The following is a 17,781-nucleotide window of genomic DNA, read 5'->3' on the forward strand; positions in this document are numbered from 1 at the left end:
CACCTCCTTAAAGTAATTAATATCTCATTCCTCCCGCATCGCGGAATACCTTCCCGCTGTATGGCAGCTACCACTTTTCCTATGAATAAAAAAGCAAGATCCGTACCACTGCGGTAATGACCTTGTCAAGAGCATCTTTTTTGCATTATGGTTCTTATCTAATCCTTTGATAATACAGCATCTTTGCCGTGCCGGCTTCAATTATGCCAGCCATTTGCAAGACAGAACAGAATGTTGAATTTTGTCTAAATTGTAGAACCAATTATGACTTATCCTTGAGACAAACGGTGTTTCTTAATTTTATAATGGTTTCTAATAATTATAATTAGGCGGCTTAATCTGGCCATAGCCCCGCAGAATGACTATGGATATCAATTGACAGAGATTCCTTAAACAGATTTCCTCTCGGCAGCTGAATTTTAAATTCCACGTAATCGGTAGGCAGGGAGATAACCTCAACGAGCTATGCATAAACACCTTCCACAGGAAGGTGTTTGAGAACGATTTTATTTTTGTATCAACAAATCTATCTAATAACTATTTTTACCTACAGCCTTTAACAAAGACCCAAACCAATTTACTATTTTACATACCAAACGTTATTACTATCCTTTAACGCTTCTACCAGAGATCAGCCAAGGAGCTGGAAACGGCTCCGTCATGTTTTTGCTGGTGACCCGCGATACCTCTATATGGATTGCTTCAGTGCGCTCCAAGCCGTTTTCCCGAAACAACGCAGGAAGAGACGTTAGAATTTCGAAGTCCAAGGTGTAGATCACAAAATTCATGGCGGGATTAATGGCCAGCAAACTCTTTATTTCACTGCCGATCCTCGGAGAACCCACTATAAACGCTGTGTCCGGTACCGGCAGCTGATCCAGGATACCGTCTTCCAGAGAATCAACGATTATTACGTTGCTCAGGCCAAATTTGTCAACATTACATTTCATGGTTTTCCGATCCCTGTGATCATATTCCACAGCAATGACACTACCCTCAGCAGCAATCATGGCGGCCTCCACCGCGATGCTCTCACCTGAGATTATACATATATTATCCCGGTCGCCCAGATTGAGCTTATTCATTATAACAGCCCGGACTTCCCGGCACACATACTGAACAGAGCCGTAGGAGAAACGGCTGTTCTCCATACCTATATGATAATTTGTTGCGGCGTTAGGATTTAGAATCAACATGGCCGCAGAGGCGTTGATCCCGCGGTTGATCATGTCTGAGACCTTGTCGTGCTTGATCTCGCCGGATGGATCCGAACCCTCGTTGTACCAGATATCGCAGTCGCCCAGTTCCGCATTCCACATGTCGTAGAAGATATCCGGATGTCCGGCATCCGTAAAGACCAGCACTGCCCGGTTGCTCATAACGCTCGGAATCAGGTTCTTGCTCTTCCCTGTAATGTCCAGCATTTTCAGTTTTGCCAGGTTGATCGCAACGTTCTCTGAAAAATACCGGAGCCAGGATAAAATAACCTCATTCGTGAACATTGTCTGTTCCACAGGCAAAACCTCCTTTGTAACGATATCATACCATATTTTTTGGATTTATGCCCAGTCTCAGCTAAGTTTAAGCGCCTGTGCGCTCCAGCAAGCGTTCCCATTTTTGATCCACATAGGCTTGCGCTTCTTCAATCATCCACTCGTTGCCTTTCTGGAACATATGGCGGAATCTACCCTGGGGGCGAAGAAAGTCTACCACGGGCAGCTTTTTCTTCGGTGTATAGCTCAGACGCCACACCCCCTCCTCTACTTCGAAAAGGGGCCAGACGCAGGTATCCACCGCCAGCTTAATGATCTCCGCAAGCTTGGCCGTGGGATAGTCCCATCCGCGGGGACATGGGGACAATACGTTCAAAAAGCAAGGGCCCTCAGTATAAATGGCATTATACGCCCTGGTGTGCAGATCCTTGAAATTGCCGATAGGGGCAGTCTGTGCTGCATAAGGGATATGATGTGCAACCAAAATCTCCGTCAGATCTTTTTTATTCTGTTTCTTGCCCTGCCCAACAGAACCTACAGGCGTGGTAGTCGTGCGGGCAAAAGGAGGCGTTGCAGATGAACGCTGGATTCCGGTATTCATGTAAGCCTCGTTGTCATAGCAGACGTAGACCATGTCATGACCGCGTTCCATAGCGCCTGACAGGGATTGAAGCCCTATATCATAGGTGCCGCCGTCCCCTGCAAAAGTAATGAACTTGACGGTTCCTTCCACCTTGCCGCGGCGTTTCAAAGCGTTATAGGCCGCTTCCACTCCGGAACAGGTAGCCGCGGAGTTTTCAAAGGCGGAATGAATATAGCTGTCCGTATAGGCCGTGTAAGGATACATAAAGGTGGAGACTTCCAGACAGCTGGTAGCGTTAACCACCACCGCCCTGTCCTCTTTATCCAGGGCGCGCAGAACCCCTGACACAACGATCCCGGCGCCGCAGCCGGCGCAGAGCCGATGCCCTCCGGTGAGGCGTTCCGGCTTTTCTACTTCCTGTTTCAGGTTATATACCGTGCTCACGCTATCTCCTCCTTCGACCTCTGTCCCATATGGGTATATACCGGTCCGGTCTCGCCGGTCGCAGCAATACCGGCCAGCCGGCCGAACACTTTTTCAAAATCCTCGACTTTTATGTCGCGGCCGCCCAGACCGTAAACGATATCAATCAGATACGGGCGTTCCTTCAGATCATACAAAGCACTGCGGGTCTCGGCAAATAAAGGACCTCCGTTTGCCGAAAAGCCTTCGGACTTATCCATGACGGCTACGGCCCTGGTGTTGGCCAGAACCCGGGCCAGTTCCTCGCCCGGGAAAGGACGGAATACCCTGATTTTAACAAGCCCTGCCTTTACCCCGTCCTCCCGCAGTTTGTCGACAGCTGCTTTAGCAGTTCCGGCACTCGATCCGATTAGGACCAGAGCAAGTTGTGCATCCTCCATCCTGTATTCTTCAAACAGGCCATAGCGCCGGCCGGAAATCTTTTCAAACTCTGCGGCTACCTCCAGTATGCGGGCCTTGGCCGCCTTCATGGCCTCAGCCTCCTGGACCTTGTGTTCCATGTAATAGGGACTCACATCGTACGGTCCGACCGCCAGCGGATTTTCTTTTTTGAGCAAATAGTTTTCAGGGTTATATTCCCCGATAAACTTGCGCACAACATCCGTCTCCAAAAGGTCTATATTCTCCACGGCATGACTGGTAATGAAGCCGTCCATACAGGTCATCACCGGCAGGCGAACGCTTGGGGTCTCGCCGATAGGCATGGCCATGAGAAAATTATCGTAGGCCTCCTGATTATTTTCGGCATAGATTTGGATCCAGCCGGTATCACGGGCTCCCATAGAGTCGGAGTGGTCGTTGTTTATGTTAATCGGCCCCGAAAGGGCCCGGTTGACGCAAGCCAGGGTAACAGGCAGACGGCATGAGGCCGCCACGTACAAAAGCTCGTACATCAGCGCCAACCCGCAGGATGAAGTCGCACAGACGGTTCTGGCTCCTGCAGCTTGCGCGGCAAGGCACACGGACATTGAACTGTGCTCAGACTCCACGGTTACGTATTCAGTGTTTACTTCGCCGTTGGCCACATAACCGGCGAAGTATTCAGGAATTTCCGTGGAGGGAGTGATCGGGAACGCTCCCATGACATCAGGGTTGATCTGCTTCATGGCATAAGCTACAGCCTCGTTGCCGGAAAGACGGTCGCTCATCTGGCCGCACCCCCACTCACCATGCTAATTGCCGAGAAGGGGCACACGTTCTCACAGATACCGCAGCCCTTGCAGTGCATATATTCGAAGTCCAGACGTTTCCCGCCCTTCACCGGAATAGCACAGTCCGGGCAGAATGGAACACAAAGCATACAGTGTTTACATGCTTCCTCGTGAAAAACAGGCGTGTTGGTCCGCCAAGCGCCAGTATTGAAAGCCCGTGCGGTTCCCGGTTCGTAGATCTCCCCGCCGGGGGTCAGATCCTGCCAGGGGGTACGTTCGTTGATATCCTTCGCACAAATCATCCTACCTGCACCTCATCCATGGATTTTTTTAGTGTTGCCACATTCCCCTCGATAACATGGGGCTTGGAGGCAAATTTATTTTTAAAGGATTCTTCCATATCCGCTAAAAAACGCTCTATTTCCAAAACGCCGCTCACCTTAACCGCAGCGGCCAGCATAGGGGTATTCGGGAAGTTTGCGCCCAGATTCTCTTCCGAAATGCGGCGGGCATCTATGGTACAGACTTTTCCGGTCCATCCCGCGAGCCTCTCGCGCATCTCACGGGGAGAGCTGGGAGTGTTAATGATGATCGCACCGCCCTCTTTCAGTCCTCCGGTAACGTCGACGCTGTCCAGCAAAGTTTCATCTACCACGACCACGTAGTCTGGATAGTAAATGTTGGAATGGACCGAACAGCGTTTTTCACTGATGCGATTATAAGCCGTAATAGGGGCTCCCATACGTTCCGGTCCATACTCCGGGAATCCCTGCACGAATTTTCCTTCTAAACCGGCTACATCCGCCAACAGCATGCAGGCCGACTTGGCTCCCTGTCCGCCCCGGCCGTGCCAGCGAATTTCTACCATATCATTGGTTGCCATTGCTTTTTCCTCCAGTCAAATAATTAATAAAATTAAAAAAGCTTTCGTCCCGCAAAGGGACGAAAGCCTAAAAGGCATTCGCTATACCACCCATTCATACAAGCATACCATCATATGCGTTCCCTGTGACGGGGGAAAACCGTCGGAGCCTACTGGATTACTCGTTCAGTCCGCAGCTCAGGAGTGATTTTCGGGTTCAGACTACTGGTACCGGGCTTGCACCATCCCCGGCTCTCTGAAACGTTCGGCTGAAACGTACTCTCTCCGTCAATGCCTTTGAAATTTTAAATTATAAATAAATATACCCGCTTTACCGTCTTCTGTCAATCACTTTGTCAAATTTTCACGTTAATTGTCAAATCAGATAACCAAGTAAAAGAACATACCAACCAGCACGGCAAGGAAACCAAGAACTTCCGCCCATGTTATCTTTATCTTTAAAAAGAATTGGTGAAAGAATCATAACAACCACCGGGCCACAGTAATAGGCAAGAACACTGAATAAGCGATTTTCAATTTGGAACACACTTTCCATACAGAAAAGAAAAAAACATAGTACAATACTATGCCAAATCCAAGATTATATCTTAAGATCAGCTTGACATAGTTCTGTATGAAGACAAAAATTGCACACAAATAAAAGCAATCGCATATTGCCTTTTCTAACATGTACAATTATGTGTTCCTTACAGAACAATAGTCAAACAGACACTGCCTTTTCGATCTTAATATGATAAAAGTTTATAGTAATTCCTATACATTGTCAATGAGTAAAGGATCAATCAGCTTCGCTACTTAAAGAAGCTGCCGTCGGGATAACCGTTGATGGCGCCAGACTCACTTGTTTACTGATGTTGTTTTCCGCCCAGCAGCTGGCGATTTGATGAACCTGCTTTTTTTCTCGAATTGGTTAGCCCCTCCCAATCCTAGCTTGACGGTTTTTCCGAACCGCACTCCACTTGAACAAGTTTAAATATTTTTAGCGCCAGCTGCAGATCGAATCTTTCCTGCTGTGACTGAAGATTATATTTCAATTCCTTGATTTTACCCAACCGGTACTTCAAGCCGCTGATCGACATAGAAGCTTTTTTTGACGTTTGCTGAATACTGCTGCTCTCAAGGTACTGCTCCAGGGTTTCGATCAGATTGCTTTTGTATTTACGGTCGTGCTCAAAAAGCGGACCCAATTTTTCATTCATAAAGTTTAATAATTCTGCCTTATTCTGGGTCTCGATAAGTACAGCCAGCGAACCCAGCTCATCGTAAAAAATTACCTTGCCGGGTTTAAAGTTATGGCAAATATCGAGTGCCTTAGCGGCCTGCTTATAGGCTCCCGGATACTGGTCAATGCTGGCGACAATCTTCCCCACTCCCATTGATAGAATCATTTTTGGGTAATGGCGCTTAAATCTTTCATTTATCGATGAAATAAATTCCAGTAGATCATTTTTGATAACCCCGTCCCCGGTTTGAGGAAATAATATTACATATTTATCATTCACTATGCCGCAAAAAACTGATGGATAGTATTTTTTGATAAAACCATCACTAAACCGCAGGATATCCTTTCTTAACAATAGAATCTTTTCTTCCGTATAATCTTTAAGGAATTGGTCATTCGTTATATCAAATACCAGTATGCTATGGTTACCCTTGAGGTCGTGGCCCAACCGCAAAGCCCAGGCATACATCGACTCTTCGCTGGTTTTATTGTCAAAGAGCAGACTCTCCAGGAAATCTCCCCGTAGTTGCTGCTCCAGATCTACAATACTTTTCTGCTTGATTATCTCCAGAGCAAAAACGCTGGTCGAGTGTTGAATAGCCATTATGCTATCCGTACTTGTTTCCTCATCCTTATTTTTGACAGTCGTAATAAATCCAAGAATCTCATTACCGACTACAAGCGGGTAAATCACACAGGAAAGAATAAATCCCTCTATTTTGAACCTTAACGGCAGAGGAACCTTTCTAGTTATTAAAGTATTATATTCCTGTTCCTTGCCGGGTACAGCCATGATATTCTTAAGAGTATCTTTAATCCTTTTTTGTAAATTGGATAAGTATTTTTGTTTGCTAACAATATGCGTTGTAATTAGATGAATCCTGTTATCAAATACCAGTACCGATTCATCGATAATACTTGCCAGAGTCTGAGTAATCCCATTCATCCCTTCTCCGTTTAAAACCAGTTCAGTTAATTTTTTGTTAATAGCAAAAGCACGCTGCAGTTCCTGATTTTGCAGTTGGATTCTTCTTTGTGCCGCCTCTAATTCCTCACTAATCCTCATTTCCTCATAGTAGGGAAGTTCAGAGGCAATCTCATCGCCCCACTCTTCCTCAGTCTTACCTATAAACTCACAATGAGGAGCTCCCATCCCCAGGCACTTGATTTCCTTATAAATCACCCGCTTACCCAGAAAGACGGAAGCATAACCCCCGGCATAACCTATCAGTGTCCAGCATACAGGGCTGTTGTGCGTTCCAATGTAATGAAGGTGCTGTTCCGCTTCATAGGAGTTTGTCCATCTGCCTTTTAAAAGCCACTTTTTTTTCTTTAAATCAATATTAATTATGTCGTGATCTACTTTTGTTTTTCCTTCAAGAGTGTGCAGCGCAATACCGCCGAACTCCCATTCCAGTTCATCTTCCCATTTGAATTTATCCTTCATATTAAACGCATCGTTACGTCCACATGCCCAACCGTATCGAATCAGAAAGCCCTTCGCCCGTTCAAAACCCAGCGTGGAAATCAGATCTTTTCTTAAGGCTCCAAATGCATCCGCATTTTCTATCAGGACACGGGTATCTTTCAAAAAAACAGTACCTTCATCCGGCCGGAAGTCCAACAACTCATCCATTTTCAAGTCGACAGCCCTCAATATGCTCCCCCCTGCCATTAAATCGGAGCCAGGTCAAAATATTACATTATAGTATTTACTCTGGGATATAATTACCTGACTTTACCGGACACCCGTTATCACTATCCCATAAGTTAAGCGAATAGACACCCTGTTGGGTTTTAATCATTTTGCATCAACCCGGGCAAGGTTTTTTTATGTTTCAAAACAGAAATTGTTAAGAATCTCCCTTACCTTTCCTTGCGTTGCAATCATTAATTCCCGGCACCGCGCCGCCTTATACAATGGATTGTCGCCCAGAATATTGCTGCAGGCAATACCGCCGTACTGTTCCCCAATTTCACATTCAAACCAATCAACCAAATCAGGTATCATGTATTTTGCAGCCTTATTTTTATCGAATAGAGACAATGCCATAGCCGCGCCCGTTAAAACGCCGCAAGTTTTACCCGAAAACATCCCCCGACACAAACCTGATACCGCTGAAACCATCTCTTCATTTTCTCTTCCCAGTTTTTCAAGCGCTATTTGAACCATAATCTGCGTACAGCAAAGGCCCTTAGCCGCAAGCTCTTCTATTCTCATTTGATCCGTCATATTAAAGCTCCTCAGCTTTATTTGTCTTCTAATTGAGTTTCAACTTCCGCCATTTTACCTGTGGTAAGCTCCTCGGATACAAACACCTGCCCGCAAACAGGGCATCTGGGTAAATCAGCGTAAAATTCATGTTTCAAATACACAAAAGTGGTCTTTGCCGGCGCCAGGGGCACATTGCATTTCGCACAAACCAGCTCAGCTTCTTTCATTGCCGTTCTCCTTGATTTTCATCCGGTGGGAGTATACATTTTTCAACATGTAGCCGGTTTCCTCCTCTGTATATGTTACCCAAAACGTTACCGCCCCCTGGCATAAATGTCCGGTAAACTCCCCTGTATCTCTATTTATCAATTTATTACCAGTTTTTTCACAATGCTCTATCACAGCATAAATATCCTCTTCCAGTATCAAATGTTCGTTCATCTTTTTTTTCAATCCAGGTGAAATATTCAGGGAGATAATCTCCTCCTTAATGACTTTCCCGCCCTCCTTAACTGCCTTGGGCAATAGCTTATTTTTTAATTCCACCCTGTTTCGCCTTCGTTGAGATAAATCAGGCGCGCAATGTCCCGGGGAGCCTGTCCCAAAGACAATATCCAGTATATGGCTGCACTCTTTTCCAGCCGCCGCAAACGTGTCGCGGCAGTTTGAGCAGTAGGTCACATACAAGTTATCATTTTCCATTATGCGCTTGGCTGTGATTTTCCTGACTTGTCCAGGGTTTGCCGCATGAATATGCCCCCCGAAACTACAGCATTGTGCCTCTTTCCCGTGACAGGACAATTCTTCAATCTCATAGCCCACCCAATGAAGCAGTTTGCGTATACTCCTTTGCATGACACTGTCATATCTGCTGGAACAGGGGTCATATACCGATACGGTGTTCCCCCCTCCCTTCCCTTTCCACTGCGGCAAGGCGTGTTTTACCATGATATCATACAAAGACACCGTTTCAATTTGAGGTAAATAGCGGGCAAAGGTTTTTAAACACGTTGGACATGCCATAATCATGACAGGCTCACCCAGGTTGTGCCATTCATGAAGTATATTGTTCTGCACCTTATCCCGCAGCATCTCGTCTCCCGCCCAGTCGGCAGGCACACCGCAACACCCTGCCAACAGAGAAGTATTATCGCATATTTTTTTCAGGAAGGCATATGCATTCAGAACATAATTTGGATCCGATGCTCCGAGTTGGCAACCGGGGAAGAACAGATAACGGCTATTCTTCCCCGGTTGCACCAGTGTATAGGCCTGTTCCGAATTGGCAAATTCCATGTCGCGCAGCCAAAAATCGTGAAATGCCGCCGGTAATACTCCGTCTTTAAATAGATAACGCCTTGCCTGCAGCAAGCAATCCTCCATGTCTACATCCTCCGGGCACATTTCTTTACACAGCCCGCATTGATTGCATGTGTTTAAAAGCCTGCTCGCCACCCTTTTGGTCAACTGCTCAATGGGATGCAGGGTCGCAACTACATCCACCGTGATTCGCTGCGGGTATTTGTTGAAACTCTGCATTAAATCGCAGCCGTCCCTGCACCTGGCGCAATCGCACTTCAAGCATCGTTTTGCTTCGGCAATGACTTTATCCCTGTCGGGTTCACCCTGCGTACTTTCTTTAGGGAAATCAGGTGTCACCGATAGTCTGAAGTAATTTTCATTTACAGTGTGCTTCTCGTATGTCTCGGGAACCCCATCCATAAGCCCGACTTTTACATATTTTTCAATAGATTGAGACACACGGGCTCCATGCTCAATGGCTTCTACCGGTGTCGCGCCAATCAAGCTCCCCCCCAAAAACACTCCTTCCTTCTTGGTTCCCAGCGAGTTTTGGTTCATTTCTTTCCGCAAACCAAAGTCATTTCCGCCAACACCGGTTGCCACATATACCACATCCGCTTGCAGCTCTGAAACATCAGCAATTTCTTTTGATAATACCAGGTTATACGAAACATATTTAAATTCATGTTCAAATTCCGAAAGATACACATCTTTGGGCAACAGCCCGGACAGCATGCCTCCGGGAGCATCCCGTCTTTCGTATACGGTTACATCATACCGTCTGCTTGCCAATTTCAGGGCGCAGGCCATACCGCTCAGCCCGGCGCCGATGACGGCAATGCTGTGATTTTTTTTGGGTACATTATAATCAATCGGTTCTTTGTCACGTGAGAATTCCACACAGGCCCGTTCAATATATTGCATGTCAACCGGCGCATCAATCGCTTTTCGTATACAAATTGCTTTACATGGTTGATTGCAAATCATACTTACTATACGCGGAAACAATACCTGATTCCGATATAAACGATAAGCGGTGGTAAAATTACCCTTTTGCACCTTGTCGATAAAGGAGCGAATGTCCACCCCAAGCGGACATTCGCACATACAGGGCGGAAACGTTCCGCGAAAACACCCGTCCGTATATCTTTTAAAATCATCGATTTCCATTACGGCGCACCTCAATCACATTATCCCACTTTAGGCAATTGCAGACGCATTTTCCATGCGTCCTCATCACATCCCTCTTCAAAGCTTTTTTAGACGGGATTTGCTTTCATGTCGTCTAATTCATCATACAGGTCGGAACCAAGATAATATTTTTTGGGTTTCAGTTCCTTACCTCCCGCTTTAGCATCCAAAGCAGCCTTAACTTTTTCCGGTTTTGCCGGCAACTCGTATATTCTCACACCTGCAGCATTATTGATTGCGTTAATTATTGCCATATGTCCGCTGGACTGGAAGAGCTCCGAACAGCCCGAGGAACCAAAAGGTCCTACTTTTCTATAGTTCTCCACAAACACGAGATCAATTTTATCCGGAATATCCTGACAATACGCGATACCGGCGCCTGCCATTGTACCGTGTTTTTTCAAATCATCATAATCTTCCTGCAGCGCAAATCCTATGCTATGCGCAATTCCACCGTAAGCCTGACCCTCCACTGCTTGAACGCTTCCCAATTTACCCACATCGCTAACTGCGGTAACACCTAAACAGGCTGTTTTGCCCGTGGCGACTTCCACTGCAACTTCCGCCATAAATACGCCATACATATACGCCTGGGTAGGGTCGCCCACACCTGTATTGGGGTCCAACGGTGAACAGGTACCGGTGGTGTCATACACGCCCAGGTATTTCGTCGGGATGCCGTCCGCCACCATTTCAGCGTAGGTTCTATAGGTTCCGTCTTCCTTGCGCATGGCGTTCATTAATTTATTCGCCGCGTCTATGGTGGCATTCCCCGCCATAAAATGTGATCGGCTTCCTGCCGCAATACCTGTCATGGGGCAAATATAGCTGTCATTCATGCACAGTTTTATCTGGTCAACTTTCAGTCTCAACGGTTTCAAGGCTTCATGCGTAAGAACCAGCGTACCGATATCGCCGCCCTGCCCCTGGTCTTCCCAGGTGTTAAAATGGGTTACCGTGCCGTCAGGATTAAGTTCAAGTTCAACTTCGGCATGATCAAAAGCGCCAAGTGTCACATTGAAACCGCCGCAGCTAACACCCACTCCCCGCTTAATTTCAGATGTGCTTTCTGCCTTTGCTTTTGCCAGCGCTGCCTGGTAGAGGGGACGCATTTTGTCCATCAGTTCTGCCATCGGGTATTCCTTAAACGGATAGCTGTTAATGTTTGTCTGACCCTTACGTGCGATATTTAAATATCTGAATTCAAAGGGGTCAATCCCCATTTTTTCAGCCAGCATATCCATCATTGCTTCACCGGTAGTATACGCCTGCACAGAACCGAAACCTCTGTAAGAAGTGCCGAAAGAGTGATTGGTGCTCACTATTCTTGTCAGTCCGGTAACGTTTGGGATGCTGTAAGGCCAACCGATAAAACGCGAAACCTTCTCTGTCAAGTGGTCCGCCACTTCTGTATACGCACCGTGGTCAATGGCCATGTCAAATTCCATTGCGGTCAGTTTTCCATTTTCATCACACGCCAATTTACCATTACAATAGGACGGAGTCCGTTTCCCGCTGTAATGCATAAATTCCTCATAAGACATAGTTAGTGTCAGGGGCTTGTCCACCACCATCAAACAAGCGGCCATCAAGGCGTAGCTACCCGGTGATGTTGCCCACCCAAAGCTTGCGCCTGTTGGGTTTTCTATGATTCTGATTTTATCCATGGGCATCCCGATACCTTCCGCCATTTGCGGTCTGTTCCATTCAATGGACTGCGATTTGCAGTGGATGGTCAAATTGCCGTTTTCATCCCAATAGCCCTGTATTGTATCACCTTCAACAGACAGATGCGGTTCTCTGGAGGAATGGAAACTGCCTTCAATGGAACAATAAGATTTATCAATGACATTTCTTGCTTCTTCACCCTTTAACACCGGCTGCAAAACATAGGTGTTTGTAGACCCCTCGTGAATCCGAACCGCATCCGGCGCGACCGCATCCAATAAGCTCAAGTACTCCGGCAGGGGTTCAACCTCTATTTTTACCGCTTTTGCGGCAGCGCGGGCATTCGTCTCGGTATCTGCGATTACAACGGCAACCACATCGCCATATCTGAATATTTTCTTGTCCGCAATAATGGGGCGTTCACATCCATCCATCTTAGAGCGGGCGTGGGCAATAGGTATTGTAATTTTATTGGTGCCCTTTACATCTTTTGCTGTTACCACTTTTACAACACCGGGCATTGCTTCGGCAGGCGCAGTGTCAATATTTAAAATCTTTGCATGAGAGGTAATCTTAGGCTGCACAATAGCCAAATGCAATGTACCCTCGGGCATTTTGTACTTTATATCGTCGCCGTAATCACAAAGGCCGGTTACCTTGGCCAAAGCGGCAGGTCTGGGCAATGCCGTTCCGTATACGCCGTCTTTTTCCAATTTGAAGGTTATGTCCTCCATGGTAGCGTCACCACGCATAACCTTTGCCGCCGCTATAACCGCATCTACAATGGGCTTGTAACCCGTACAACGGCATACATTGCGGTGTTTCTGAAACCATGCCCGCACTTCATCTCTGGTCGGATTCACGTTTTCAGCCAACAATGCTTTCGCAGATACAATAAATCCGGGAGAACAAAAACCGCACTGAACGCCGCCGTAGGTAATCCATGCCTGTTGAAGCGGATGGAGATTTGTGGCCGTGCCTATTCCTTCAATCGTTTCTATTTGACTGTACTCGGGAATACTCTTAATTTTACGCACACAAGAACGAACAACCTTTCCATTCAGTATCACTGAACAGGCGCCGCACTGTCCCACGCCGCAGCCCACTTTTGTTCCCGTCAGTCCTAATCGCCTCAAGACCCCTGCCAGTGTATCCTTTTCCGGGTCGCAGATAACCATACGCTCTACTCCGTTAATGATTAAAAACATCTTTCTTAAAACCATTGTATTTATTCTCCTTTTATTTCTAATTGACAAACGCAGCATGACCAATGGAATCATCCTGCTCACGGCAGCGATGAGCTACAGCCTGTGCCGCCGGGGCAATCGGTTATAAGCAGGGAGTGACGGTTAGAACCATCACTCCCGCCACAAAACAACAATTTTGTTGAATTCTAATAAATTCTAGAACTTAATAATCGGTTTAATCGCAACTCCATTATGGGAATCTTCGAATGCTTTATTGATATCCTCAAAGCTATAGAATTTAACCAGTTTATCAATTGGGAATTTACCTTCTTTGTATAAGCGGACAAGCTGTGGGATAAACACCTGCGGGATTGATTCCCCTTCTACACACCCCACCAGGGTTTTACCTACGCCCATGAGAGCATATTGAAGTTTAATAGGTATTTCCTCTTCTCCGGTTGAAGCCACCGTAACGCAGGTGCCCAATAATTTCAGGCAATAAAGCGCCTGGCTGGTAAGCGCCGGCACGGCTGTCGTTTCAATGCTGTAGTCTGCGCCTTTACCGGTGATTTTCATAATTTCCGCAACAATATCATTAACTTCCTTACCATTTATAACATGGGTTGCCCCGAGTTCTTTGGCAAGCTCAAGTCTTGACGGTACTGCGTCCACCCCAATTATCTGACCGCAACCGGCAACTTTAGCCGCCATAACAGCGCATAACCCAACACATCCGCAACCAAAGACCACCAGGGAACTATTCGCTTTTGGACGAAGCTTATTGAATACAGCCCCGGCCCCTGTCTGTATGCCACACCCCAGCGGACCCATTAAAGCCAGGTCAACGTCATCATCAATTTTGACCGCATTTCTTTCATCGCTAACCGCATACGTGGCAAAGCTGGACTGCCCGAAGAATGTCGAGATTTTCTCTCCGTTTTGTGATAAACGCTTGGTATTATCCTTATATACACCGGTAAAATTAACCTGATCATACTGGTCACAAATATAGGGGTAACCCGATAAGCATGCTTCACACTTTCCGCAAGAGAAGAAGGAGAGTACGACATGATCTCCCGGCTTAAAGCTTTGCACTGCGGAACCAACTTTTTCAACAATTCCAGCGCCTTCATGGCCAAACACCGCAGGCAGCGGAACAGGTAGTCCCTGGTCTCTGGCAACAGCATCTGTATGACATATGCCGCAAGCAACCATCTTTACAAGAATTTCACTTTCTTTCGGTTCGGCAAGCTCCACCTCTTCGAACACAAATTCTTGTCCCTGGTAATGTGTTACAGCAGCTTTAATTTTCATAATACATATTTCCTCCAATTCGTTAATTTGTTTTACCCCGGGCTTTTACAGATATAACCACCCCGCATACATGGCAGCTATGTCCCGCTGACGCATATTCAGGAAATTATACAGTTTAACCCATCTTATTTAAATTTAGCGGCTGCCGCCAAACCTGCGCCAATAAGCGCTGCAGGAATTAAAACCATACCTACAACAGTCCAACTACCCATCATTAGTATCAACGAGGAAGAACCAACAACTATCCCCACATTTTGCCAGAGAATCATTAGGGCCATACTAACACTGAATAATTCCGGCTTCTTTGCAATTTCCGGCACAGCAGCCATCGCCAGTCCAGGAGCGCCCATTGACAAACCGCAGAGGAAAACACCCAAATAAAGCAGCGTTCCGGTAGAAGTAAACATTAACGCGGCGCCCAGACCTATAACCACTGAAGTAAAGACATATAACTTCTTTTTCGAGTTAATCCGATCCGAGATATTCCCCAAAATCATCGAGGCGAAAATGCCCAAAATCATAGGAAGACTTGTGACAAATGCCGCTTTAGATACGTCCATTCCGCTCTCTTTTAAGAAAGTTGGGGTATATGTGAGCACTGCGAAAAGCACCACATTGAACAAAACCCAGGAGAAATAGAGATACCATAGATTCTTATTGGTAAAAGCTTCAGATGTTTTGGCATTTGCTTCCCGGATTACAGGAGATTCGCCCGCGCTTATTGAGGAAGATGAGTCTTCAGGGCCTTTAACTAAAAAACCAACCGCTAAAGCCATAATAAATGCGACAACCCCGAATACCAACCAGACTCCGCTCCAACCGATTGAGCCGAATAATACAGGAGATAAGTTAAAGGCCACGATTTGTCCAATTGGCAGCCAGGTTGCCCAAATTCCCATGGCTGATCCGATTTTTGCCGGCTCAACATACCTTGCCACAGCAAGCGGCCCCGCAATGGCAAAGAAAACTTGTCCGACGCCTTCGACTCCCCGCGAAAAAATAAGCATGTTGCCGCTAGTTGCAAAGGAACCCAGTAACGCCCCTACCCCAACGAACAATGCCGCGGCAATAAGAAGCTTTTTAGGGTCAAATTTCTGGGCAAGACCACCCGTAGGTAAAGCAAGAAAAATACCCGCGACAGTAAAGATGGACATCGTCCAGGCCGTTTTACTCATAGGCATTGAGAATATATCCGACAGATTCGTCATCAAGGTTGGAACTTTAAACTGATTCAGGGCAACTGCAGCGCCCGTTAACATAATGACAACCGTGACCAACAAGTAATTCTGGTATTTGACGCCGGGGGAGTCTGCTTCCCGGTATTTAACGGTGGGTGAATCTACTGACATTTCTGGACACCTCCTAAAAACTAAAATATGAAATGCTTTCTGCTCTCCGGAGAGCCCGTGTGTATCCTCCGCCGGCTGGAGGAAGTGTCTATATTATAAATAATTTTCAGTCAACTAAACTACGGCCAGACTGGACGAAGATCCGTTTCTATTTCGCCCGAATTAGACAGAATATATAAAATTTCGTCACAACGGTAAGCCGGGAATTGATGAAAGAGTTGTCCTTTTATTATTTTTGGTATACATACGTCCAAAAACAACCGGCCTTTTTCTTTTTTATAAGAAAACCTCCTTTTGCTTGCATGATGCAGGTTTGCCAACCGCATTATGAAGCAAAAGGAGGTTTTGACTTCAAGTGGTACAAAAAATTAATTTCAAAAAGGTCATATTGAAATTCCCAGTCCGACAGGGCAATGATCGCTGCCCATGACCTCGTCAAACCCTTTATTCATACATGCTCGTAAACCGTTGACATTCCATGAAACAAGTTTCATTCGCATTCTCCACTACTTTCCACATCAATTCCCGCTAGCTGCATAAGGTAACGAGCGTTCCGAGTAGTAGATGGACCTGGACGTAATTTATAATCGAAATAAATCATTTCGTCTTTATAATACTCCTGGAAGTGATAGTTTGCTATGTTGCCATTTTCCCGTTCAAGTTCACAAAGTTCAAGATCATGCGTTGAAACCAGACCGATGGAGTTGGTGAGGCATAACTTGTTAATGAGCACTTTTGCGCCGGTATGACGATCCAACGAATTGGTGCCTTTAAAAATCTCATCTAACAAGAAAAAAACTCTTCTTCCGGTATCAGCTTCCGTTACGATTTTTTTTATCCTCAAGATTTCCGCATAAAAAGAAGACATGTTCTCTCCAAGATTATCGGCGACTCTCATGCAGGTATTTATTTCCATAAGTGAAGCTTGAAAACACCTTGCGCATACCGGCGCCCCGGCATAGGCAAGAACCAGGTTAATACCCGCTGTCCGTAAAAGAGTACTTTTCCCGGACATATTGGAACCGGTAATCAGTAAAACCTTTATTTTACTATCAATTGCAAGGTCATTATATATTCTCTTTCCTGTCAGCAGCGGATGGCCTATACTTTTTGCTGCTAAAACCGTTTCGTCTCCTTCACAAATAGCAGGTATTACCCAATCCGGATTTTCAAATCTTATTACTGAAAGGCTGGCCAGCGCTTCAATTTTCCCCAGCGCGTCAAACCATTTCCTTAGAAGATGTCCCGATTTCTGTTTCCAGCGTTCGAGGGCTATGATATTTTGGAAATCCCATAATGCCAATATGTTAAAAAAAATATAAAATAAATTTCTTCTGTTTGAGATTGAATCTATTATTGAAGAAAGCTTATCAACCTGTTTAAAGACCTCTGCCCCTCTTTTATCTTTAATCCCGTCTTTTATTTTCTTGATATATGAAGATTTAAAATTATGTTTTTCAAACCGTTCCATCATTTTATAATAGACCTTTAAATCATCAGCAAATTTCTCTGCTATACTGAACATCCTGTAACGCTCACTGATTTTGTAGGAAAGGGACGCAAACTGAAGAACCAGCGCGGCCGCCGGCAAGTACCAGGGTATTTTATTCAACACAAATCCTGCTATAACCAGTATGACGGTAACAATTGGACAGATCCTGAATATAGATATCACCCAAAAATTCCTGAAGAAGCCACTGCTTTCACTTGCCCAATGTATAAGCTCTTCCGGATCATGCA

Annotated in this window: 13 protein-coding genes; all 13 read right to left on the reverse strand. The window is 45.8% G+C overall.

Annotated features, from left to right (window positions below):
* Positions 1-605: 605 nt before the first annotated feature.
* The 13 genes from Psfp_RS13365 to Psfp_RS22275 all read right to left on the reverse strand — a co-directional run bounded on the left by Psfp_RS13365 (position 606) and on the right by Psfp_RS22275 (position 17,566).
* The gene (locus tag Psfp_RS13365; protein WP_134219040.1) at positions 606-1,514 is read right to left on the reverse strand and encodes a precorrin-6B methylase; all 909 of its coding nucleotides are present in this window, start codon (positions 1,512-1,514) and stop codon (positions 606-608) included.
* Positions 1,515-1,581: 67 nt separating this feature from the next.
* Positions 1,582-2,520 carry a thiamine pyrophosphate-dependent enzyme gene (locus tag Psfp_RS13370; RefSeq protein WP_134219041.1) on the reverse strand — a complete coding sequence of 313 codons (939 nt, stop codon included), beginning with the start codon at positions 2,518-2,520 and terminating at the stop codon, positions 1,582-1,584.
* Entirely contained in the window at positions 2,517-3,707 is a 1,191-nt protein-coding gene (gene porA, locus Psfp_RS13375) for a pyruvate ferredoxin oxidoreductase (RefSeq protein WP_134219042.1), read from the reverse strand. The genes Psfp_RS13370 and porA overlap by 4 nt, the downstream gene beginning before the upstream one ends.
* Positions 3,704-4,012, reverse strand: a complete 309-nt coding sequence (locus Psfp_RS13380; protein ID WP_134219043.1) for a 4Fe-4S binding protein — start codon at positions 4,010-4,012, stop codon at positions 3,704-3,706. Before Psfp_RS13380 ends, porA begins: the two co-directional genes overlap by 4 nt.
* On the reverse strand, positions 4,009-4,593 hold the full coding sequence (locus Psfp_RS13385; protein ID WP_134219044.1) for a 2-oxoacid:acceptor oxidoreductase family protein: 585 nt from the start codon (positions 4,591-4,593) through the stop codon (positions 4,009-4,011). The genes Psfp_RS13380 and Psfp_RS13385 overlap by 4 nt, the downstream gene beginning before the upstream one ends.
* A gap of 926 nt (positions 4,594-5,519) precedes the next feature.
* The gene (locus tag Psfp_RS13390) at positions 5,520-7,472 is read right to left on the reverse strand and encodes a XylR N-terminal domain-containing protein (RefSeq protein ID WP_192895425.1); all 1,953 of its coding nucleotides are present in this window, start codon (positions 7,470-7,472) and stop codon (positions 5,520-5,522) included.
* A 174-nt stretch (positions 7,473-7,646) separates the two neighbouring features.
* Entirely contained in the window at positions 7,647-8,048 is a 402-nt protein-coding gene (locus tag Psfp_RS13395; RefSeq protein ID WP_134219046.1) for a DVU_1555 family C-GCAxxG-C-C protein, read from the reverse strand.
* A 17-nt stretch (positions 8,049-8,065) separates the two neighbouring features.
* A complete protein-coding gene (locus Psfp_RS13400; protein ID WP_134219047.1) occupies positions 8,066-8,257 on the reverse strand; it encodes a DVU_1557 family redox protein in 192 nt (63 codons plus the stop codon).
* The gene (locus Psfp_RS13405) at positions 8,244-10,502 is read right to left on the reverse strand and encodes a pyridine nucleotide-disulfide oxidoreductase/dicluster-binding protein (protein WP_134219048.1); all 2,259 of its coding nucleotides are present in this window, start codon (positions 10,500-10,502) and stop codon (positions 8,244-8,246) included. The genes Psfp_RS13400 and Psfp_RS13405 overlap by 14 nt, the downstream gene beginning before the upstream one ends.
* An 89-nt stretch (positions 10,503-10,591) precedes the next feature.
* On the reverse strand, positions 10,592-13,414 hold the full coding sequence (locus Psfp_RS13410; RefSeq protein ID WP_134219049.1) for a molybdopterin cofactor-binding domain-containing protein: 2,823 nt from the start codon (positions 13,412-13,414) through the stop codon (positions 10,592-10,594).
* 180 nt (positions 13,415-13,594) lie between these two features.
* A complete protein-coding gene (locus Psfp_RS13415; protein ID WP_134219050.1) occupies positions 13,595-14,692 on the reverse strand; it encodes an NAD(P)-dependent alcohol dehydrogenase in 1,098 nt (365 codons plus the stop codon).
* A gap of 125 nt (positions 14,693-14,817) precedes the next feature.
* Positions 14,818-16,041: an MFS transporter gene (locus tag Psfp_RS13420; RefSeq protein ID WP_134219051.1), complete on the reverse strand. Its 1,224-nt coding sequence runs from the start codon at positions 16,039-16,041 to the stop codon at positions 14,818-14,820.
* A 490-nt stretch (positions 16,042-16,531) separates the two neighbouring features.
* A complete protein-coding gene (locus tag Psfp_RS22275) occupies positions 16,532-17,566 on the reverse strand; it encodes a MutS family DNA mismatch repair protein (protein ID WP_243120643.1) in 1,035 nt (344 codons plus the stop codon).
* Between the last annotated feature and the right edge of the window lie 215 nt (positions 17,567-17,781).

It is taken from the genome of Pelotomaculum sp. FP, from assembly GCF_004369245.1.
GTDB classification, from domain to species: domain Bacteria; phylum Bacillota; class Desulfotomaculia; order Desulfotomaculales; family Pelotomaculaceae; genus Pelotomaculum_C; species Pelotomaculum_C schinkii.

Bases quoted from the DNA above. Each gene is read 5' to 3' on its own strand.
- porA (WP_134219042.1), bottom strand. From the start codon at position 3,707: ATGAGCGACCGTCTTTCCGGCAACGAGGCTGTAGCTTATGCCATGAAG.
- Psfp_RS13405 (WP_134219048.1), bottom strand. From the start codon at position 10,502: ATGGAAATCGATGATTTTAAAAGATATACGGACGGGTGTTTTCGCGGA.
- Psfp_RS13420 (WP_134219051.1), bottom strand. From the start codon at position 16,041: ATGTCAGTAGATTCACCCACCGTTAAATACCGGGAAGCAGACTCCCCC.
- Psfp_RS13385 (WP_134219044.1), bottom strand. From the start codon at position 4,593: ATGGCAACCAATGATATGGTAGAAATTCGCTGGCACGGCCGGGGCGGA.
- Psfp_RS13400 (WP_134219047.1), bottom strand. From the start codon at position 8,257: ATGAAAGAAGCTGAGCTGGTTTGTGCGAAATGCAATGTGCCCCTGGCG.
- Psfp_RS13380 (WP_134219043.1), bottom strand. From the start codon at position 4,012: ATGATTTGTGCGAAGGATATCAACGAACGTACCCCCTGGCAGGATCTG.
- Psfp_RS13410 (WP_134219049.1), bottom strand. From the start codon at position 13,414: ATGGTTTTAAGAAAGATGTTTTTAATCATTAACGGAGTAGAGCGTATG.
- Psfp_RS13415 (WP_134219050.1), bottom strand. From the start codon at position 14,692: ATGAAAATTAAAGCTGCTGTAACACATTACCAGGGACAAGAATTTGTG.
- Psfp_RS22275 (WP_243120643.1), bottom strand. From the start codon at position 17,566: ATGTTCAGTATAGCAGAGAAATTTGCTGATGATTTAAAGGTCTATTAT.
- Psfp_RS13395 (WP_134219046.1), bottom strand. From the start codon at position 8,048: ATGACGGATCAAATGAGAATAGAAGAGCTTGCGGCTAAGGGCCTTTGC.